Source organism: Streptomyces sp. NRRL F-5650, from assembly GCF_000721365.1.
GTDB classification, from domain to species: Bacteria; Actinomycetota; Actinomycetes; order Streptomycetales; family Streptomycetaceae; genus Streptomyces; species Streptomyces ardesiacus.
In genome coordinates, this window is record NZ_JOGV01000020.1 from 1 (window position 1) to 19,292 (window position 19,292).

The 19,292-nt window shown below is 71.5% G+C and carries 17 protein-coding genes and 2 pseudogenes; 9 read left to right on the plus strand and 10 right to left on the minus strand.

The window, feature by feature from the left end; genetic code table 11:
- Window positions 1–255: pseudogene (locus IG88_RS0119255) on the minus strand (response regulator); the annotation flags it as partial.
- A gap of 26 nt (window positions 256–281) precedes the next feature.
- Window positions 282–2,006 (minus strand): sensor histidine kinase, encoded by a 1,725-nt coding sequence (locus tag IG88_RS0119260; protein WP_037836209.1) that lies wholly within the window; start codon window positions 2,004–2,006, stop codon window positions 282–284.
- Window positions 2,007–2,233: 227 nt separating this feature from the next.
- Between IG88_RS0119260 and IG88_RS0119265 the strand changes: the two genes are divergently transcribed.
- Window positions 2,234–2,830 carry a hypothetical protein gene (locus tag IG88_RS0119265; protein WP_031042448.1) on the plus strand — a complete coding sequence of 199 codons (597 nt, stop codon included), beginning with the start codon at window positions 2,234–2,236 and terminating at the stop codon, window positions 2,828–2,830.
- A 134-nt stretch (window positions 2,831–2,964) separates the two neighbouring features.
- On the opposite strand, the pseudogene IG88_RS44310 reads toward IG88_RS0119265, so the two are convergent.
- A pseudogene (locus tag IG88_RS44310) lies at window positions 2,965–3,070 on the minus strand (IS5/IS1182 family transposase); the annotation flags it as partial.
- A gap of 71 nt (window positions 3,071–3,141) precedes the next feature.
- Window positions 3,142–4,587 carry an MFS transporter gene (locus IG88_RS0119270; RefSeq protein WP_078861538.1) on the minus strand — a complete coding sequence of 482 codons (1,446 nt, stop codon included), beginning with the start codon at window positions 4,585–4,587 and terminating at the stop codon, window positions 3,142–3,144.
- Between the two features lie 81 nt (window positions 4,588–4,668).
- Between IG88_RS0119270 and IG88_RS0119275 the strand changes: the two genes are divergently transcribed.
- The 5 genes from IG88_RS0119275 to IG88_RS0119295 all read left to right on the plus strand — a co-directional run bounded on the left by IG88_RS0119275 (window position 4,669) and on the right by IG88_RS0119295 (window position 9,199).
- The gene (locus IG88_RS0119275; RefSeq protein ID WP_031042455.1) at window positions 4,669–5,316 is read left to right on the plus strand and encodes a TetR/AcrR family transcriptional regulator; all 648 of its coding nucleotides are present in this window, start codon (window positions 4,669–4,671) and stop codon (window positions 5,314–5,316) included.
- Between the two features lie 89 nt (window positions 5,317–5,405).
- Entirely contained in the window at window positions 5,406–6,611 is a 1,206-nt protein-coding gene (locus IG88_RS0119280; RefSeq protein WP_031042457.1) for a cytochrome P450, read from the plus strand.
- Complete coding sequence (locus IG88_RS45140) at window positions 6,605–6,862, plus strand: ferredoxin (protein WP_031042459.1); 258 nt, start codon at window positions 6,605–6,607, stop codon at window positions 6,860–6,862. The genes IG88_RS0119280 and IG88_RS45140 overlap by 7 nt, the downstream gene beginning before the upstream one ends.
- Before the next feature lie 346 nt (window positions 6,863–7,208).
- The gene (locus tag IG88_RS0119290; RefSeq protein WP_031042461.1) at window positions 7,209–8,780 is read left to right on the plus strand and encodes a phenylalanine aminomutase (D-beta-phenylalanine forming); all 1,572 of its coding nucleotides are present in this window, start codon (window positions 7,209–7,211) and stop codon (window positions 8,778–8,780) included.
- Window positions 8,781–8,803: 23 nt separating this feature from the next.
- Entirely contained in the window at window positions 8,804–9,199 is a 396-nt protein-coding gene (locus tag IG88_RS0119295; protein ID WP_031042464.1) for a nuclear transport factor 2 family protein, read from the plus strand.
- Window positions 9,200–9,243: 44 nt separating this feature from the next.
- On the opposite strand, the gene IG88_RS0119300 is transcribed toward IG88_RS0119295, so the two are convergent.
- The 6 genes from IG88_RS0119300 to IG88_RS0119325 form a co-directional block, all read right to left on the minus strand.
- Window positions 9,244–10,812 (minus strand): benzoate-CoA ligase family protein, encoded by a 1,569-nt coding sequence (locus IG88_RS0119300; protein WP_037836211.1) that lies wholly within the window; start codon window positions 10,810–10,812, stop codon window positions 9,244–9,246.
- A gap of 117 nt (window positions 10,813–10,929) precedes the next feature.
- Window positions 10,930–12,324 (minus strand): FAD-binding oxidoreductase, encoded by a 1,395-nt coding sequence (locus IG88_RS0119305; protein WP_031042470.1) that lies wholly within the window; start codon window positions 12,322–12,324, stop codon window positions 10,930–10,932.
- A gap of 55 nt (window positions 12,325–12,379) precedes the next feature.
- A complete protein-coding gene (locus IG88_RS0119310) occupies window positions 12,380–13,408 on the minus strand; it encodes an acyltransferase domain-containing protein (RefSeq protein WP_078861539.1) in 1,029 nt (342 codons plus the stop codon).
- Window positions 13,409–13,459: 51 nt separating this feature from the next.
- A complete protein-coding gene (locus tag IG88_RS0119315) occupies window positions 13,460–13,708 on the minus strand; it encodes an acyl carrier protein (RefSeq protein WP_031042482.1) in 249 nt (82 codons plus the stop codon).
- A gap of 48 nt (window positions 13,709–13,756) precedes the next feature.
- Window positions 13,757–14,980: a ketosynthase chain-length factor gene (locus IG88_RS0119320; RefSeq protein WP_031042484.1), complete on the minus strand. Its 1,224-nt coding sequence runs from the start codon at window positions 14,978–14,980 to the stop codon at window positions 13,757–13,759.
- On the minus strand, window positions 14,977–16,332 hold the full coding sequence (locus IG88_RS0119325; RefSeq protein WP_420712089.1) for a beta-ketoacyl-[acyl-carrier-protein] synthase family protein: 1,356 nt from the start codon (window positions 16,330–16,332) through the stop codon (window positions 14,977–14,979). The genes IG88_RS0119320 and IG88_RS0119325 overlap by 4 nt, the downstream gene beginning before the upstream one ends.
- A 104-nt stretch (window positions 16,333–16,436) precedes the next feature.
- Between IG88_RS0119325 and IG88_RS0119330 the strand changes: the two genes are divergently transcribed.
- From IG88_RS0119330 to IG88_RS0119340, 3 genes are read left to right on the plus strand one after another with little or no spacing between them, the layout of a single operon-like run.
- Window positions 16,437–17,237 (plus strand): SDR family NAD(P)-dependent oxidoreductase, encoded by an 801-nt coding sequence (locus tag IG88_RS0119330; RefSeq protein WP_031042490.1) that lies wholly within the window; start codon window positions 16,437–16,439, stop codon window positions 17,235–17,237.
- A 27-nt stretch (window positions 17,238–17,264) separates the two neighbouring features.
- Window positions 17,265–17,993: a class I SAM-dependent methyltransferase gene (locus IG88_RS0119335; protein ID WP_051851959.1), complete on the plus strand. Its 729-nt coding sequence runs from the start codon at window positions 17,265–17,267 to the stop codon at window positions 17,991–17,993.
- Between the two features lie 10 nt (window positions 17,994–18,003).
- Window positions 18,004–19,206: a thiolase family protein gene (locus tag IG88_RS0119340; protein ID WP_031042497.1), complete on the plus strand. Its 1,203-nt coding sequence runs from the start codon at window positions 18,004–18,006 to the stop codon at window positions 19,204–19,206.
- Window positions 19,207–19,292: the final 86 nt, after the last annotated feature.

The following is a 19,292-nucleotide window of genomic DNA, read 5'->3' on the forward strand; positions in this document are numbered from 1 at the left end:
CTCCTGCGGGGCGGTGTCCTTCAGCAGGAAGCCCGCACTGCCGTGGCCGAGCGCCCGCAGGACGTTGTCGCGTTCCCCGAACGTCGTCAGGACCAGCACCCGTACCCCCGGCGCGGCGCGGCCCAGCTCGGCCAGCGCGGTCAGCCCGTCCATCACGGGCATCTGGATGTCCAGCAGGGCCACGTCGACCGCGGTGCTCCGGGCGGTCTCCACCGCCTCCCGGCCGTCCCGGGCCTCGGCGACCACCTCGATGTCCCGGGAGCGCGGTCACAGACCTCGGGTCAGGGGCTCCACGGGCAGGACACTTTGGAGGCGAGCTTCCCGTCGCGGAAGCAGAACCGGTAGACGATGTCCTTCTCGTCGTCCACGAAGTGCTCGCAGGTCGCGTCATCGGGCAGCGCAGGCCCCTGTTTCTCCACGCCGTCGGTGAGCCACGAGCCGCCTTCCGGCAACTTCCCGCGCAGGTCCGCCTCGGCCTCGCCGACTCGAGCCGACTCGTACACGCTCGCCGGTATGGCCCCCTTCTCCAACTCGTCGATCCCTTTCGACACCCCCCACACCAGAAGGGCGCCGACGCCCACGACGAGGACCACGGCGGTGGCAGCGCATCCCAGGGCGGCGTTCTTCTTGCTGCTCATGATGGCGGTGAACTCCTTGTGCGGTACGGAGCGTTCGAGGACGCCGCCACCATGTCCCGCCGAGGCCCCGCCGATCTGCCCTAGGAAGTCGTCGTCCGCGGCCACCGAAGTCGCGCCGCCCGGAGGGGACTGCCGCTCGCCACCGGCGTACGGCAGCACACCGGCGAGGCGGAAGCCCCCGCCGGGGGTGAGGCCGGCGTGCACCATGCCGCCGACCAGACGGGCCCGCTCCCGCAGGCCCGTCAGCCCCTGTTGACCGCTGATCGCGGGGAATGCAGCCGGAACCCCGGCCGGTACTGGGCCGTTCGCCACCTCGACTACGAGGCTGTCCGGTTCGTAACGCAGCGCGACCGTGATCGGGGCGCCAGGCGCGTGCTTGTGTGCATTGGTCAGCCCCTCCTGAGCGATGCGGTACGCCGCCCGGTCGACAGCGGGAGTGAGGGGTTGCTCGACGCCGGAGCGGTGCAGTTCCACTGTCGCGCCCGCCGCCCGCGACGACGCGACCAACTCGTCGACGGAAACCGCGGCACGGTCCGAGGAGGGCCCGGCTCCCTGCGGACCGGGCCCGGGCCCGGACATCTCCGCGTCGTTGCGCAGGATGCCCACGGCTTCGCGCAGCTCCCGCATCGCCGATCTGGATGCCTGCCGGAGGACGCCCACACCTTCCCGCTGGCGGCCGTTGAGCTCCGGGTCCACCTCCAGTGCCCCGGTGTGCACGGCGATCAGGGCAAGTTGATGGCCAAGGCTGTCGTGCATGTCCTGGGCGATGCGCTGCCGCTCCAGCAGCCGGGCCTGGCGCGCCACCATCGCCCGTTCGCGCACCAGTTGGGCGTTGTGCCGCCGCAGGGCGTCCAGCAGGGCGTGCCGCTGGGCACGGTACCGGGCGGCGAAACCGGGAACCACCGCCAGCACCAGGAACGGACCCCCGGTAAGCGCGACGGTCACCAGCACCGACAGTCCGAGGTCTTCATCCGGTGCGGTGGCCACGCCGGCGACAAGGTGGAGCACGAAACCGGCCGTGAACGCGGCCAGTGCCCGCGCCGGGCGCTCGATGCGGCTGCCGGCGGACCAGCCGGCGCAGACCAGCAGGGCGAACGTACCGGGAAAGGTGCCGGCCAGGGCTGACGCGGCCAGCAGTACCGACGCGGGCAGGGCACGACGCGCCAGGGACAGTACGGCGACGGCCAGGGCCAGTGCCCCGCCCTGTACCAGGGAGCCGGTCTCCGCCGTGCGGAGGATGCCTGCGATCCCGGAGAGCACTGGCGTGAGCACGGCCTCGCCGACGATCCGCCGCCGGGGCCAGGGGGAGGCGGCGGCGAGACGGAGGCGGAACGAAGGTCCGGTACGGGGAGTTTCTGCAGCATCCACGTGCAGACGATAGGCGGCTGCCCTCTGACGCCCGCAGCCTTCCTTCGGTGCGGTCGCGCGCGACGAAGGGGGGGGCGGGGGGCCTCGGTTCCTGGGATTCGTGCCCTCTTTGGTCGTTACGGGTGACGACTTATGGAGACTGCCGCAGGGCGGGCGGTCTGGTGACGATGGCTCCGCCGGACGCACTCAGCGGCGGTACAGGGAACGACGGCTTCGGGAGCGGAACAGTGGACAGTGCGGGACAGTGGACCGGCAGACGTTTCACCGTCCGGCAGGAGAACCGTCTCAAGGCCGGCCGTTACACCGTGAGCGAGCTGATGCCGGACGGTTCGGAGGGCGAGGTCCTGGCCTGCGCCGAGGTGAAGCGATTCTCGCTCAAGGAGAAGATCACTTTCCACGCCGGCCTGTCCGGGACCCGCGTGCTGTTCACCATCGAGGAGCGCGGCCTGCGCGGCGCCGGTGATGGCTACGACGTGTGGGACGCGGAGGGCGATCTTGTCGGCGGTTTCGAGGAGAAGGACGTCGCCTCCCTGGTGCGTTCGACCTGGGTGCTGGACCAGCCCGGATTCCCGTCCGCCGTCGGCCGGGAGCGTAACCGGTTCGTGGCTGTGCTCCGCCGCGTCTGGGACTTCCTGCCGCTGGACCTGGTGCCGTTCCTGTGGCCGTACCACTTCGACTTCGAGACGGGGGGCAAGCAGGTGCTGAAGGTGGACAGGAAGTGGGGTCTGCGGGACCGCTACGTGGTCGACATCCTCATCCCCGGGCCGGACCCCCGCCTGGCCGTCGCCCAGGCCGTGGCCCTGGACACGTTCCAGGACCGTTGACCCGAAGAGACTGAGCCCTTTGAGGACCGCCATGGCGCGTTCACCGAGGCTGCGGATCTTCGCGTGGTCCCGGTTGTGACGTCGGCGCCAACCACGCAGGTTCTTGCCACGGATCGGAACACGGATCACCGGGCCCGCGCCGCGGTCAGGTCGTGGGTGGCTCCCGGCAGTGCGTCCGAGGCCCGGATCAGACGTCCTGGCGGGGTCGGTGAGGAGCTGCACGTTCATCCCGTGGTGCTTCTTCTGCCGGAAGGGCAGACGCGCTTCGAGTGTCCTCGGGCAACGCAATCTTCCGCCTCCGCGGCGGCTGTTCACCGCGGAGGCGACTCCCGAACCGGCTCCCGCCACCGTGCCGCAGGGAGCAGCATGGCCGTCACCGCGACGCTCGCGCACACAGCCGCCGTCGCCACGAAGACCGCCCGGTACGACAGGTCCGGGCCGCCGTCGGCGGTGGCGAGGGTGACGAGGGCGGCGAGCCCGACGACACCGCCGAGTTGGCGGGTGGTGTTCATCAGGCCGGAGGCCGCTCCGGCGTCCTGCTCGCGGATGCCGGAGGTGACGGTGGTGGTGATCGGGGTGATGAGCAGGCCCATGCCGGCGGACATGACGATCGCGGGACCGAGCAGTCCGTCCAGGTAACCGCTGTCCGTGCTGATGCCGCTCTGCCACAGGAAGCCTGCGGCGCTGAGGACGGCGCTGAGGACGATGAGGCCGCGGGCGCCGGTGCGCTCCATGACGGCGGGGGCGAGGCGGGCTGCCGCGATGCCGACGAGTGTGTGGGGCAGGAAGCCGACACCGGTGGCCAGGGCTCCGTAGCCGAGGACGTCCTGCATGTACAGCGACAGGAAGTACCACATGGGGATGAAGCAGACGCCGGCCAGCAGCATGGTGACGTTGCCCGCCCAGACGGGGCGCAGCCGCACCAGGCGGGGCGGCATCAAGGGGGCTGCCGCGAACCGGGACTCCGTCACCGCGAACGCGGTCAGTGCCACGGCGCCGACGACCAGGCCCGTCAGGGTGGTCGGGCCCGTCCAGCCCTGTGTTCCGGCCTGGTTGACGCCGTAGACGAGGGCCGTGACGCCCAGGGTGGCCAGCACCGCCCCGGGGACGTCGAGCCTGCCGGAGGCCGCGCGGGAGTGAGTGTCCGGCAGCAGGCGCAGGGCCGCCAGGACGGCCACGGCGCCGACCGGCACGTTGATCAGCAGGATCCACCGCCAGGACAGCGCGTCGGTCAGGACGCCGCCGATCAGGTTGCCCGCCGCGCCTCCGGCAGAGCTGACCGCCGTCCAGATCGCCAACGCCTTGGTGCGGCCCGGCCCTTCGGGGAAGGTGGTGGTCAGGATGGTGAGCGTGGCCGGGGCCAGCACCGCGGCACCCAGGCCCTGGGCCGCTCTCATGGCGATCAGCAAACCGGGGCCGGTGGCGAGTCCGCCCACCAGGCTGGAGAGGGAGAACAGCGCCAGCCCCCACACGAACGCCCGCCGGCGGCCGTACAGGTCCGCGAGCCGGCCGCCGAGGAGCAGGAAGCCCGCGAAGACCAGCGCGTAGCTGCCCACGACCCACTGCAGTCCCGCCGTGTCGAAGCCGAGCGCGGTCTGGATCGACGGCAGCGCCACGTTCACCACCGACACGTCGAGCACCACCATGAACTGTGCCGCGCAGGCCAGCCACAGCAACGCCGCCTGACGGGGCGCCAGTGCGCCGGTTGCTTCCGTGTCGGCTGATCCGTCGGCGGCACGGGCTTCGCCTTGTCCCATGTCTGTCTCTTCCCCATCGTCGCGGGCAGGTTTTATAGTACAGCGGTACTATGAAAATGGGCCGGACGGGAAGGGGACGCGGTGCCGAAACGTGTTGACCACGACCAGCGCCGGGCGCACATCGCGGATGCCCTGGTCCGGGTGGCCGCGCGGGACGGGCTGCACGCGGTGACCATGCGGGCGGTCGCGGCCGAGGCGGGCATGTCCTTGAACCTGGTGCAGTACTACTTCGACACCAAGGCCCAGTTGATGCACGCCGCGCTCCAGCACCTCGAGCGGCAGAGCCACGCGCGGTGGTCGGCGCGGCTGGAGGGCCTGGACGATCCGGGTTCCGTGCGGGCCTGTCTCGAAGCGTTCGTCGACGAGGCCCTGCCGGCCGACGCGGACAGCCGCACCTTCCGGCTCGTGTGGACGTCCTACGCGGTCCTTGCCATGACCGACCCCGAACTGGCGGAGCAGCCCTTCGTCGAGGGGCCGAACCGGCTTGAGCGGCAGCTCACCGGCGTCCTGGCCGCGGCGCAGGCGGCCGGGGAGATCGCGGCATACCTGGATGTCTCCGCCGAGGCCGCGCGTCTGCTCAGCCTCAGTCACGGTGTCGGGACCAGCGTGCTGGTCGGGCAGCGGTCGGCGGCCCAAGCCCGGTACGTGATGCGCTACCACCTCTCCCGCTTGTTCAACGACCCCACTCCGCCCCGGGCCCCCGGCCCGCACCCGACGGTGGTCACCTGACCCGTACCGGTCCGGGAACGGGACGCCCGGAGGCGCGATGTGGGGCACGGTTCGCCGGTGGGCCCGGCTCGACGGACAGGAGAAGCTCAGTGACCACCCCAGGCCGGCAGTCGCGGGACTTTCCCTTCGCACCCCCCGGCGAGCTGGACATGGAACCGGACTTCGCGCGATTGCGGCAGGAGGAGCCCATCAGCCGCGTCCGCCTCCCGTACGGGGGTGAGGCGTGGCTGGTCACGCGTTACCAGGACGTCAAGACCGTGCTGGGCGACCCCCGGTTCAGTCGGGCGGCCACGCAGCACGCCGGGGCGCCGCGGATCCAGCCCGATCCGGCGGGCGAAGGGGTGCTGATGTCCCTGGATCCCCCGGACCACACGCGCCTGCGTAAGACGGTCGCGGGTGTCTTCACCAAGCGCCGGGTGGAAGAACTGCGGCCCGCCGTGCAGAGGACCGCCGAGGAGTTGCTGGAGGCGATGCAAGCCTCGGGCGCACCGGCCGACCTGGTCGCGTCGTACGCGCTGCCGCTGCCCGTCACGGTGATCTGCGACCTGCTGGGCGTACCCGGGGACGATCGTGATCGGCTACGGAGCTGGTCCGACGCGCTGCTGTCCACCACGGCCTGCGCGCCCGCCGAATCGGCGGCGGCCGCGCAGGACATGGCCGACTACTTCGCGGCCCTGGTGAGCCGGCGGCGCCGCCGGCCGACGGACGACCTGCTCGGGGCCCTGGTGCGGACGTGGGACCGTGCGCAGGGGCGGCTGCGCGACGAGGAGCTGGTCCTGCTCACCCGTGATCTGCTCATCGCCGGCCACGAGACCACGGCGAGCCAGATCGCCAACTGCACCTGGCTGCTGCTCAGACACCCGCGCCTCATGCACCGCTTGCGTACGGACCCGTCGGTGACGGCGCCGGCGGTGGAGGAACTACTGCGGTTCGTCCCGCTGGGCTCGGGCGGTTTCCGGGCCAGGGTGGCCACCGAGCCGGTGGAACTGTGCGGGGTGCGCATCCGGGCGGGCGAGACGGTGTTCGCTCCCACCGTGGCGGCCAACCGGGACCCGGACGTCTTCGCCGATCCCGGGCGCCTCGATGTCGACAGGTCCCCCAACCCGCACCTCGCCTTCGGGCACGGTGTGCACCACTGCTTGGGTGCGCAGTTGGCCAGGCTGGAGCTCCAGGTGGCGCTGGGCGTCCTGCTGCGCCGTCTGCCGCGCCTCCGACCGGCCGTCGACGAAAAGGAGATCGCGTGGAAGACGGGCATGCAGATCCGCGGGCCGAAGGCCCTGCCGGTCACATGGTGAGCGGGGAGTCCGCGGCCGCCGGCCGTTGGCGGCTGGCGGTGGACGTGAGGTCGTGCATCGGATCGGGCGCGTGCGCCGGGTCGTCCGCCCACTTCCGCATGACGCGGGACGGCCACGCCGAGCCGCGCGAGGACGTCATAGCCGCGGACGACACGGCTCGGGACGCCGCGGAGTGCTGCCCGGCGGAGGCCATCACGATCACCTGCGCCAGTACCGGTGAGTTGATCGCGCCCGCACCAGCGCCCGCGTGAGCCGCGGGGCTTCGGTCGCCACCGCGGCATCACCCTGCCCGCGGCCACCGAGGAGCCCCTGCCGGCTGCGTCCCCCTCCGCGGAGCACCGAGGCGCTCGGGGGCGGCGACCTGGGGGCTCGGGGGCGGCGCCCGAGGGCCGGCGGCGGCGACCTTGGGCGGGCCATGAGGCCGCCTTGCTCGGGCGTGGAGTGACGGGCGCTTCAGTGAATCCGGTGCGGCACTCGGCCGGCCCGTCCGGACGGCGCTCCGGACAGCCGCCTGCGTGCCGCGCCTGTCCGCCGGCATGGGCGGCGGTCTGGACAGCCCGTCGAGTCAACCGATTCTCCAGCCGCAAAGGGAACTTCATGACCTTCGTCATAGAGCTCGACATGAACGTCACGCTCGACCAGCTCGAGGACGCGGCGCGACGGCGCACGCCCGTGGAGTTGTCCGCACCCGTCCGCTCCCGCGTCCGCGCCTCGCGCGACGTGCTGGAGAAGTTCGTGCAGGACGAACGTGTCATCTACGGGGTCAACACCAGCATGGGAGGCTTCGTCGACCACCTGGTACCGGTGTCCCAGGCCCGTCGGCTCCAGGAGAACCTGATCAACGCAGTCGCCACCAACGTGGGGGCGTATCTGGACGACACGACCGCCCGGACCATCATGCTGTCCCGCATCGTGTCGCTGTCGCGCGGCAACTCCGCGATCACCCCGGCGAATCTCGACAAGCTGGTGGCCGTGCTCAACGCCGGAATCGTGCCGTGCATCCCGGAGAAGGGCTCCCTCGGCACCAGCGGTGACCTCGGCCCGCTGGCCGCGATCGCCCTGGTGTGCGCGGGGCAGTGGAAGGCCCGCCGCGACGGACGGGTCGTGTCCGGGAAGCAGGCCCTGTCCGAGGCCGGCGTCGAGCCGATGGAGCTGGGTTACAAGGACGGCCTGGCCCTGATCAACGGCACGTCGGGCATGGTCGGCCTGGGCACCCTGGTCCTCCAGGGCGCCCGCCGGCTCGTGGACCGCTACCTGCAGGTCTCCGCCCTGTCGGTCGAGGGCCTGGCAGGCATGACGAAGCCTTTCGACCCCCGCGTGCACGGCGTCAAACCGCACCGCGGGCAGCGCGAGGTGGCCTCGCGGCTGTGGCAGGGGCTGGCCGACTCGCACCTGGCGGTCAACGAACTCGACACGGAGCAGACCCTGGCCGGAGAGATGGGTACGGTCGCCAAGGCCGGGTCGCTGGCGATCGAGGACGCCTACTCCATCAGGTGCACGCCGCAGATCCTCGGTCCGGTGCTCGACGTGCTGGACCGGATCAGGGCGACCCTGCAGGACGAGCTGAACTCCTCCAACGACAACCCGATCGTCCTGCCCGAAGAGGCGGAGGTGTTCCACAACGGGCACTTCCACGGCCAGTACGTGGCCATGGCCATGGACCACCTGAACATGGCCCTGGCCACCGTGACCAATCTCGCCAACCGGCGCGTGGACCGCTTCCTGGACAAGAGCAACAGCAACGGGCTGCCCGCCTTCCTGTGCCGGGAGGACCCGGGGCTGCGCCTGGGCCTGATGGGCGGCCAGTTCATGACCGCGTCGATCACCGCCGAGACCCGAACCCTGACCGTTCCGATGTCGGTGCAGTCCCTCACCAGCACGGCGGACTTCCAGGACATCGTGTCCTTCGGCTTCGTCGCCGCCCGCCGCGCGCGGGAGGTGCTCACCAACGCCGCCTACGTGGTGGCCTTCGAGCTGCTGTGCGCGTGCCAGGCCGTCGACATCCGCGGCGCGGAGAAACTGTCCTCCTACACCCGCCCGCTGTACGAGCGCACCCGCGCGATCGTGCCCTTCCTCGACCGGGACGAGACCGTCACCGACTACGTCGAGAAGCTGGCCGCGGACCTGATCGCGGGCGAGTCCGTCGACGCCGCCGTGGCGGCGCACTGAAGCCGCCCGGAAAGGAGACACCCATGACGACCACACCGGCCGAGCAGGCGGTCACGGACTTCGTCCGGGAATGGAGCACGGCCGAGGAGCGGGGGGACCACAGGGCACTGGGGGAGCTGCTCGGGGAGGACTTCGTCGGGGTGGGCCCCCGGGGCTTCCTGCGCAGCCGCGAGGAGTGGCTGGCCCGCTACAGCACGGGCACGGTGCGCAACACGTCGTTCGAGGTGAGCGACCTGCACATCCGCTGCTACGGGGAGACCGCGATCGTTGTGGCGGCCCAGACCCAGCAGAGCGTGAACGGTGATGCCGATGCCAGCGGTGCGTTCCGCTTCACCCTCGTCGTCGTCCGGCGGGACGGGCGGCTGCGGCTCGCCGGTCTGCACCTGAGCCCGAACGCCGCCCCGGCAGGCGGCGGCTGACCGCCTGCCGGGACGGCGTCGGCTCCGCGGCCCGCCCGCGCCGGTCACACGGCACGGGCGGGCGGAACGTCGGCCTTCGCCGTCTCCTGGGCGCGCAGGGCGAACCGCTGGATCTTGCCCGTGGGCGTCTTGGGCAGGTCCGCGGTGAACTCGACCAGGTGCGGGAACTGATGGGCGGCCAGGCGGTCCTTGCACCACTGCCGTAGCTGCCGGGCCAGTGCGTCGCCGCCCCGGCAGCCGTCGCGCAGCACGACGAACGCCTTGATCCGGGTGAGGCGGTCGGTGTCCACGCCGACGACCGCCGCTTCGGCCACATCCGGGTGCTGCCGAAGGGCGGTCTCGATCGCGGCGGGAGCGACCCACAGCCCGGAGACCTTCATCATGTCGTCGGCCCGTCCCTCGTACCAGTAGAAGCCGTCCCCGTCGCGGTGGTAGCGGTCACCGGTGCGGTACCAGCCCCCGTGCAGCGCCGACCGGGTCTGGTCGGCGCGATGCCAGTACTGGGCCAGCATGCTGCCGCCCCGCACGAACATCTCTCCGCTGCCGGCGCCCTCCACCTCCGCACCGTCGGGGTCGACGAGCTTGATCCGGTAGCCGGGCACCGCCCTCCCCGAGGAGCCTGGGCGCAGGGCCCGCTCGGTGTTGCTGCAGTAGATGTGCAGCATTTCGGTGGAGCCCACGCCGTCCAGGATCGTCAGCCCGTAGAGGTCGTGCCATCGTTCCCAGACGTGCGCGGGCAGGGTCTCGGCGGCCGAGACGCACAGCCGGAGCGACGACACGTCCCGAGAGGCGGCGCCGGGTGAGCGCGGCAAGGCGTTGTACAGGGCCGGAACGGAGAACAGCAGCGTGGGACGGGCCCGTTCGACGGTCTCCAGCACGAGGTGCGGTGCCGGAAAGCCGGGCAGCAGGACGGAGCTCCCGCCGAACCACAGAGGGAACAGCAGGCTGTTGCCCAGGCCGTAGGCGTGGAAGAGTTTGGTGGTGGACAGGTGCACGTCGTCCCCGGTGACACCCAGGACGTCGCCCGCATAGTGACGGCAGACGGGTGCGATGTCCCGCTGCAGGTGGACCACGCCCTTGGGCCGGCCGGTGGACCCGGAGCTGTACAGCCACAGCGCGGGATCCTCGGGGTGTGTGGGCGCGGCGCCCAGTTCACCCTCGTGGGCACGGAGCAGGCCGGGCAGGTGGAGGATGCCGTCGCCCGGCCCGGCGGGCTCCGTGCTGATCACCGTCACGCCGGCCTCCCGCAGTACGGGGGCGAGCACCTCGTACCGGTCCGCCTCGACGACGGCTGCCCGGGCGTAGCTGTCCTGTGCGTAGAAACGGACCTGCTCCGGGTTGGTCCGGTAGTCGACCGGGACCGGGACTGCGCCGATGCGGCCTGCGCCGAGGAAGGCGGTGAAGAAGGCCGGGGTGTCGTCCAGAACGAGCAGGACCCGCTGCTCGCGCTGGACGCCGAGTGCGCGGAGGGCCCGGCCCGCCGCGCACATGTTCCGGTAGAGCTCGCCGTAGGTGACGGGGCCGTGCGGGCCACGGAGGGCGGCCTTGTCGCCCAGGCCGGTGCCGAGGTGGTGATCGATGACGGTGAAGAGGCTGAATCGGTCGGTGGTCATGTCCGCTCCTGTGGGAAGGGCAGGGAGCTGATCGGCCCCCGGGTGCGGCCCTGCCCCGGTCGCGGCGTTGGCCGGGAGCCGGGGCAGGGCTGAGGTCGGGGTGCGCGGGGGAGGGGGTCAGGTACTGCTCGGAGGGATGTTCTGGTTGAGGCGGAACAGGTTGGCCGGGTCGTACTTGGCCTTGACGGCCTGCAACCGCGCGAACTTGGCGGCGCCGTACGCCTCCCGCGTGCGGTTGGCCTCGCCCGGGTTCATGAAGTTGACGTAGCCGCCCGTCAGGTGGCCGGCCAGGGCCCGGTAGCCCTCGCGGGCCCATGCGGTGTGGCGGGCGTCCTCGGTGGGGTCCGTCCAGGCGGCGGCCAGGTTGGTCACGAACGGCGACTGGCGGTTGGGGTAGGCGGTGGCGTCGTCGGGTGTCCGCGCCACGGCCCCGCCCAGGTAGAGCAGTTCGAGCTGGGTGAACGGGGAAGCGATGCCGGCGGCGTGCTCCAGGACCGTGTCGACGGCGGAGTCGCTCAGCTCGTTCAGATAGCCGCTCTTGGTGTAGATCCGGTCGGGGACGACGGCGCCGGGGAAGGAGTACGCCTGAAGGGCCCGGTAGGGCAGGGTCGCCTTGGTCAGGCCGTGGGGTTTGCCGACGTGGAGGATGGACTCGAGCTGTCGCTCCCCTTCGTGCGGATCTCCGATCCAGCAGCTCATGGCGCAGATGACCGGCTTGCCGTGCAGGTCGGCGGGCAGTTCGGGCAGCGGCGGTGCCAGACGCAGATACAGCGCCCAGGTCAGTTCGTCGGGGGCGGTGGCCATGTGGTCGCGCCAGGCCCGGACGACCTGGGGCCCTTCGTCCAGCGAGTAGTAGGTGCTGGCGAACCGGATGGGCCCGACACGATGGAGGCCGAACTCGAACTCGGTAGCCACACCAAAGTTGCCCCCGCCTCCCCGGACGGCCCAGAACAGGTCGGGATTCTCGGTGTCGCTCGCGGTGAGGACACCGCCCTCCGCCGTGACGATCTGCACGGAGACGAGATTGTCGATGGACAGGCCGTACTTGCGGCTCAGCCAGCCGAACCCGCCGCCGAGGACGAGTCCCCCCAGGCCGGTGTGGGAGACCACGCCGGCCGGGGTGGCGAGCATGTGGGCCTGGGTAGCGGTGTCGAACGCCCCCAGCAGACAGCCGCCCTGGGCCCGCGCGCGCCGCAGGCGGCGGCTGACCTTGACGCTGTTCATCAAGGAGAGATCGATGACGATCCCGCCGTCGCACACCGAGTGCCCGGCCATGCTGTGACCTCCGCCGCGGACCGCGACCAGCAGGCCGCTCCTGCGGGCGAAGCCGACGGCAGCGACCACGTCCGTGGTGCTGGTGCAGCGGGCGATCAGTGCGGGGTGCCGGTCGATCGTGCCGTTCCAGACACGGCGCGCCTCGTCGTAGTCGGCGTCGCTCGACCAGATCAACTCTCCTCTGAACGCCCCGCGGAACGCTGCCAGGGTGGCGGGGTCGAGCTGTGGGAACTGCATCCTTGTCCCTTTCTGCGGCGCCATGGCGGGCGCTTGACGGTGACTGCTGGCGCGTTCAGAAGTCCGGCGACAGTGCGTCGCATCCATGGCCCGCGATCTGCTTCATGGCGGTCCGTACGGCCTCGACATCGGCGTCGGGCCCGCCCGCGCGGGCCGGCAGCAGGGCGAGGGCCGTCGCCTCGCCGCGGGAGACCGCAGGAGTGCGCCGTGCCAGAGCGGTCAGGCTCTGTCCCGGGCCGGCCTCGACCAGGAGGTACGGGCCGTCGCTGAGCAGATGCTCCAGGGCGGGGCCGAACAGGACCGGTTCGGCGGGCTGCCCGGTCCAGAACTGCCAGTCGGTGGCAAGCTCGTCGGTGACCTCCTGCCCGGTGCAGGCGGAGTAGAGGGTGGTGTGCGGCGGATGGAGGGGCGGACGGGTGAGGGAGCCCGCGTGGGCCGCGGCGACGTCCCGCATCACCGGGTGGTGGAAGGGCTGCCGGGCGCGGGCGAGGGAACAGGTGACACCGGCACCGCGCAGGGCGGCTTCCACGTCGGCCAGGGCCTCTTCCGTGGCGGACAGCAGTAGCTGGCGCGGTCCGTTGACGGCGCCGACGACCACACCGGGCACCAGATGGGGTTCGACCCGCTCGGGGCCGGCGGCCACGGCCAGCATGCCGCCGCGCGGGGCGTGCCGGTAGACACCGACGTATTCGGACAGGTAGCGCAGCCCGCAGTCGAAGGAGAACACGCCGGCCAGGGTCGCGGCGGCCAGTTCCCCCACGCTGTGCCCCAGCAGGACGTCGGGGCGCAGCCCGCACTCGGTGAGCATGGTGCCCAAGGCGCAGTTGACCGCGTACAGCAGGGGCTGGGCGTAGGAGATGTCGTCGAAGTCCGCGGGCGGCACGGTCGCGAGCCACCCTTCCCGCAGGGTGCGCCCCGCCGGGCCGAAGGCGTCGAAGGCGTGGTCCATCGTGGAGGTGAAGGACTCCGAGACGCCGTAGAGGCCGGCGGCCATGCGGGCGTGCTGTGCACCCTGGCCGGGAAAGGTGAAGGCGATCCTCGGACGGGGCGGACGGGGGCGGGGGTTGGGGTTGGGGGCATCCATCAAGCCGGCTCCTGCGGTGCCGAAGGGGCGGGAAGGGGGCGGAGGGACGCCTCACTTCCCGCCGGCGGGGACGTTGACGTACTCCAGGACGGCGCGCGGTGTCTTCAGGTCCCGGATGGCGTCTTCCGGGATGTCGATGTCGTAGCGGTGCTTGAGCTGGGCGGAGGTCTCCAGCAGGACCAGGGAGTCGAAGCCGAGGACCTCGAACTCGCGGTCGAGGATGTCGTCGCCCTGGGCGAGGGCCTGCTCGTCGCCGGAGCACTCGCTGAGGACCTGCAGGAGCTGGTCGATGCTGAGCATGCGGAACGATCCCTTCTCGATCGGGTGGGAACACGGGGAGCCGTGGCGTCAGGGGATGTGCTCGACGACGACGGCCGAGTTGAAGCCGCCGGCGCCCCGCGCGAGGACGAGGGCCCTCGACAGGGGGCAGCTACGGGGCTCGTCGCGGACGAGGTCGATCCGGTAGTCGTCCACGACGTCGGTGACGTTGACGGCCGGCGGGATCACGTTGTCGCGCAGTGCGAGGAGAGCGCACACCACATCGAGCGGCCCCCCGCCGGCCATCAGGCGGCCGACCATGGTCTTGGGCGCGCAGACGGGAACGCCGTACGGGCCGAAGACGGACCGCAGGGCATCGGCTTCCCGGGCGTCGAGCTCTGTGACGCCTGCCGCGTCGGCAACGACGAGGTCGATGGCGTCGGGCCCGATCCCCGCGTCCGCCAGGGCGAGGTCGATGGCGCGCCGCAGCCCGGGGGGCCGCCCCGCGCCGGGAGCGGGGTCGAAGGTCGCCGCGTAGCCGGTGATGCTTCCGTAGGGACGTCGGTCGGTGCGCCCTCGCGCCGACTCGGGGTCCTCCATGACCAGGAGGGCCCCGCCTTCTCCCGGCACGTAACCGCAGGCCCGCCGATCGAACGGCAGGTAGGCGGTGGCGGGGTCGGCGGCCGTGCTGACGGTGCCGGAGGCCAGGTGCGACACCCAGCCCCAGGGGTCGAAGGAGGACTCGACGCCGCCGGTGACCATCAGGCGGCTGCGGCCGAGGGCGATCGTGCGGCGGGCCTGCCCGATGGCGTCCAGGCCGCCCGCCTGTTCGGCGACGACCACGCCGCCCGGGCCGCGCATCTTGTGCCGGATGGAGATCTGGCCCGTGTTGACGGCGTAGAACCAGGCGAAGCACTGGTAGACGCTGACGTGATCGGGACCCTGCCGCCACAGCCGCTGCATCTCGCGGTGGGAGAACTCGAAGCCCCCGGTCGCGTTCGAGGTGACGACGCCGCACTCGTACGTTCCGAGTTCGGCGACATCGACCCGGGCGTCCTCCAGCGCGCGGTCGGCGGCGACGAGGGCGAGCCGGGTGACGCGGTCGGTCTGCGGCAGCAGCCGCCCGGGGAGGTGCTCCCCGGCCTCGAAGCCGGTGATCTGTCCGGCCAGACACGCCGTGTACGGCGTGGGGTCGAACTCCCGCAGCGGGGCGATGGCCCGGGTGCCGGCCAGGGTGGCGTTCCAGTACTCCTCGACGGTCAGGCCGGTGGGTGCCGTCACGCCCATCCCGGTGATCACGACGTCGGCGTTCATGCGCGGCCTCCTCGCCACTTCTCCACGACCATGGCGCTCTGGAATCCGCCGAACCCGCTGCCCACGGTGAGGACGACGTCCAGGTCCGCCTCACGTGCCTCCAGGGGCACGTAGTCCAGGTCGCAGTCCGGGTCGGGCTCGTGAAGGTTGGCGGTGGGGGGCACCACGCCGTTGCGGACGGCCAGCGCGCAGGCGGCGACCTCGATCGCACCGATGGCGCCCAGGGAGTGCCCGATCATCGACTTGATGGAGCTGACCGGGACGTTGTAGGCGTGCTCGCCCAGGGCCTTCTTGAACGCCTCGGTCTCGTGCACGTCGTTCTGCCTGGTGCCCGAGCCGTGGGCGTTGACGTACCCGACGGCGGTGGGGTCGATGCGGGCCTCGTCCAGGGCGGTCGTGATGGCGCGGGCCATCTCGTTGCCGTCCCGGGACAGGCCGGTCATGTGGTAGGCGTTCGAGTGGGCGGCGTATCCCGTGATGGTGCCGTAGACGTCGGCTCCGCGCCGCCGGGCGTGTTCGCTGTCCTCCAGGACCAGCATGGCCGCGCCCTCGGCGATGGCGAATCCGTCCCGGCCGCGGGCGAAGGGACGCGGAGCGTGCTCGGGATCGTCGTTGCGGCGGGTGGTGGCCTTGATCGCGTCGAAGCAGGCCACCGCGATCGGGGTGACGGGAGCATCGGTGGCGCCGGCGACCATCACGTCGGCGCTGCCCTCCTGGATGAGCCGGCACGCATGGCCGAGGGCGTCGATGCCGGAGGTGCAGCCCGCCGAGACGACCGACACCGGTCCTTCGGCGCCGGCCGCCCAGGCTGTCTCGCGGGCGAGGGATCCCGGTACGAAGTAGTCGAAGAGGTGGGGGGACTGGTACTTCTGGTCGACCAGCCACTGGCGTCCCTCGTCGGACAGCACGACGTACTCGTTCTCGATGCTCGTGGCGGATCCCACCGCGTTGCCCACGCTCACCCCGATGCGGCCCGGGTCGACACCCGTGCCGGAGGCGATCCCGGCTTCCGCCACCGCCCGTCTGGCGCAGGCCACGGCCAGCAGGCCGGCCCGGTCCAGACGCCGGACCTCGCGGAGGCTGAAGCCACAGGCCGGCGGATCGAGATCGATCTCTCCGGCCACCTGGGAACGGAACGGCGTGGGGTCGAACGCCGTGATCCGGCGGATCGCGCTGCGCCCCGCGGTGATCATCTTCCAGAAGCCCTCGGTATCCGTCGAACCGGGTGCGAGGACGCTCAGGCCAGTTATGACTACGTGTCGGCTCACACCTCGAGACCTTGCGGGGTGCTGCTCCAGCGGCGGTCCACCGTCGCTCGTCGCCTGCTCCAGAGCGCCTTGCTCGGGCGGCACAGAGCGCCTTGCCCGGGCCTGGACCGGATCTGCACCGCGAGCGGGGAGCCTCGTCGTCGGGCCGGCCCGTTCCGGCCGCCCCGACGAAGGGAGAAGGTCTCGCCATGCCCGCACACACCGAGTCCCCGAGCGTCGCCCTGGTCACGGGCGGCACGAGTGGCATTGGGCTGTCGGTCGCCCATGCCCTGTTGCAGGACGGGCTGAAGGTCGTCGTCGCCGGTCGCGACCCCGGGAAGCTGGACACCGCCGTCAGGTCGCTGAAGATGGAGGACGACCAGTTCGACGTGGCCGGCTACACCTGCGACGTACGGGACCGCGACGCGGTCCACGACATGGTGCAACGGTGCGCCAAGGAGCACGGCGAGCCGAAGATCCTGGTCAACAACGCCGGCCGCAGTGGTGGCGGCGTGACCGCGGCGATCCCCGACGAGTTGTGGCTGGACGTCATCGACACCAACCTCAACAGCGTCTTCTGGGTGACCCGCGAAGTCGTCCGGATCAGCGAGGCGATCAAGCAGCCCTCCGGGCGGATCATCAACATCGCGTCCACCGGCGGCAAGCAGGGCGTCCCGTACGGGGCCCCGTACTCGGCGGCCAAGGCCGGTGTCATCGGCTTCACCAAGGCCCTCGCGAAGGAGTTCGCCGCCCACGGCGGCCCCACCGTGAACGCGGTGTGCCCCGGCTACGTGGAGACGCCCATGGCCCAGGACATCCGCGCCGGCTACGCCAGGCTCAACAACGTCACCGAGGAGCAAGTCCTCGCCGACTTCGAGGCGAAGATCCCCCTCGGCCGCTACTGCACCCCCGAAGAGGTGGCCGGCATGGTGCGCTACCTGGTCGGCCCGGCGGCCGCGTCGGTGACCGCCCAGGCACTCAACGTCTGTGGCGGGCTGGGCAGTTACTGACGCTTCGAACGGAAGAGGGACACCCGCATGACCATCGATGCATCCCCCGGGTCCTCCGCCTTCGGATTCGAGGGCCAGTCCTACTACGAACACCGGCGGCTGCGCCTGTACGACGCCGTGGTCGTCCATGCGTCGAACCGGCTGCTGTGGCGCTGCCCGAAAGAACGGCTGCTCGACCACTACAACGACTGGATCACCTCCCGCCACCTGGAGGTCGGGCCCGGCTCGGGCTACTACCTGGACCACTGCCGCTTCACCGCGGACAAGCCCGAGCTGACCCTGCTCGACCTCAACCCCGATCCGCTCAAGTTCGCCGCGCACCGCCTGCGCCGCCACAGCCCGCGCTGCGTACAGGCGGACATCCTGGAGCCCCTGCCCGACCTCGTCGGCAGCGGCTTCGCCTCCATCGCCTACAACTACGTGATGCACTGCCTGCCGGAGCCACCGGGAGGCAAGGGGATCGTCTTCAAGCACCTGCGCGAGGCACTGGCACCCGGCGGCGTCCTCTTCGGCAGCACCGTCCTGTCCCAGGGCGTGAAGCACACCGCCCTCTCCCGCCGCTTCAACATCCTCTACCAGCGGCAGGGCTCCTTCCACAATCAGAACGACAGCGTGCACGCACTGCACGAGGCTCTGGAGGAACACTTCCCCAGCCACTGGATCGAGGTACGCGGCAGCGTCGCCCTGTTCGCTGCCCGCGCACCGGAAACGGCCGTGCCCCGCCGCCCCGCAGCGTCCCCGGATCCCGATGAGTGAGGAGAAGCGCATGACGTCCGGGGCCACTTACGGTGATGTGGCCGTCCCGCTCACAGCCCTGTGGACCTCGGCCTTCGCGCGGTGGGGAGGCAGCCTGTCCCACGTCTCCAGCCTCGATCTGGCCGTGGCCGGCACCAGCCGGGCCCTGTCGGACCGCGGCATCGACCGCGACGTCGTCGAGGGTCTGGTACTGGGGTGGACCGTGCCGCAGCCCGCGATCTTCTACGGAGCCACCACGCTGGCGGCCCGACTCGGCATGCCGCAGGTCTGCGGACCGATGCTCAGCCAGGCCTGTGCCACCTCCGTCGCGGCCCTGCACCAGGCCGCCGCCTCGGTGGGCACGGGAGCCGGCCCCCAACTGGTCGTCACCACCGACCGCACCAGCAACGGACCGGACCTGACCTGGCCCGCACCCCGCGGTTCCGAACGGGGGCCCGTACGCGAGAACTGGGTGCGCGACAGCTTCTCCCGGGACCCCGTCACCGGGCAGAGCATGCTCGCCACGGCCGAAGCCGTCGCGGCCGAGTGCGGCTTCACCCGCGACGACCTGGACAGCCTCGCCGTCCTGCGCTCCGAGCAGTACACCGCCGCCCTCAGCGACGACCGCATCCACCGGCGCGACTTCATGGTCGGCATCGAGATCGAACAGACCGAACTCGGCAGCGTACGGCTCCTGGCCGACGAAGGCGTGCGGCCGGTCACGGCCGACAGCGCCGGTCGACTCCCCAGTGTCCGACCCGGCGGTCTGCACACCGCTGCCACACAGACACATCCCGCGGACGGCACGGCGGGAGCCCTGGTGACCACGGCACCGCGCGCCCGTGAACTCGCCGGCGGCGGCCCGATCGTGCGCCTGGTCGCATCCGGCTTCGCCCGTGTGGCACCGGCCCGCATGCCCAAGGCACTCGTTCCGGCCGCGCAAGCGGCCCTGCACGCCGCCGGGCTGAAGACCGACACGATGGACGCCATCAGCACCCACAACCCCTTCGCGGTGAACGACCTGTACTTCGCCCGGGAGACCGGGGTGGCGCCGGAGGACATGAACACGTCCGGCTGCAGCCTTCTCTTCGGGCACCCCCAGGGCCCGACCGGTCTGCGGACGGTCGCGGAACTCGCACACGTGCTGAAGGCACGAGGCGGCGGCCTGGGACTGTTCACCGGGTGCGCCGCGGGCGACACCGCGGCCGCTCTGATCATCGAAGTGACCGACTGACATCCCGGACTCCCGGGCCCCGGTACCGGGCAGGCGAAGGCACGCGCCCCGCGGGCCGTGGTGAAGGCATCCCGGCCCTCACCACG

What these genes read in the sequence shown, in the direction of transcription:
- IG88_RS0119330 (WP_031042490.1), top strand. Translation starts at nt 16,437, where the DNA reads ATGCCCGCACACACCGAGTCCCCGAGCGTCGCCCTGGTCACGGGCGGC.
- IG88_RS0119315 (WP_031042482.1), bottom strand. Translation starts at nt 13,708, where the DNA reads ATGCTCAGCATCGACCAGCTCCTGCAGGTCCTCAGCGAGTGCTCCGGC.
- IG88_RS0119320 (WP_031042484.1), bottom strand. Translation starts at nt 14,980, where the DNA reads ATGAACGCCGACGTCGTGATCACCGGGATGGGCGTGACGGCACCCACC.
- IG88_RS0119300 (WP_037836211.1), bottom strand. Translation starts at nt 10,812, where the DNA reads ATGACCACCGACCGATTCAGCCTCTTCACCGTCATCGATCACCACCTC.
- IG88_RS0119295 (WP_031042464.1), top strand. Translation starts at nt 8,804, where the DNA reads ATGACGACCACACCGGCCGAGCAGGCGGTCACGGACTTCGTCCGGGAA.
- IG88_RS0119290 (WP_031042461.1), top strand. Translation starts at nt 7,209, where the DNA reads ATGACCTTCGTCATAGAGCTCGACATGAACGTCACGCTCGACCAGCTC.
- IG88_RS0119270 (WP_078861538.1), bottom strand. Translation starts at nt 4,587, where the DNA reads ATGGGACAAGGCGAAGCCCGTGCCGCCGACGGATCAGCCGACACGGAA.
- IG88_RS45140 (WP_031042459.1), top strand. Translation starts at nt 6,605, where the DNA reads ATGGTGAGCGGGGAGTCCGCGGCCGCCGGCCGTTGGCGGCTGGCGGTG.
- IG88_RS0119340 (WP_031042497.1), top strand. Translation starts at nt 18,004, where the DNA reads ATGACGTCCGGGGCCACTTACGGTGATGTGGCCGTCCCGCTCACAGCC.
- IG88_RS0119335 (WP_051851959.1), top strand. Translation starts at nt 17,265, where the DNA reads ATGACCATCGATGCATCCCCCGGGTCCTCCGCCTTCGGATTCGAGGGC.
- IG88_RS0119310 (WP_078861539.1), bottom strand. Translation starts at nt 13,408, where the DNA reads ATGGATGCCCCCAACCCCAACCCCCGCCCCCGTCCGCCCCGTCCGAGG.
- IG88_RS0119305 (WP_031042470.1), bottom strand. Translation starts at nt 12,324, where the DNA reads ATGCAGTTCCCACAGCTCGACCCCGCCACCCTGGCAGCGTTCCGCGGG.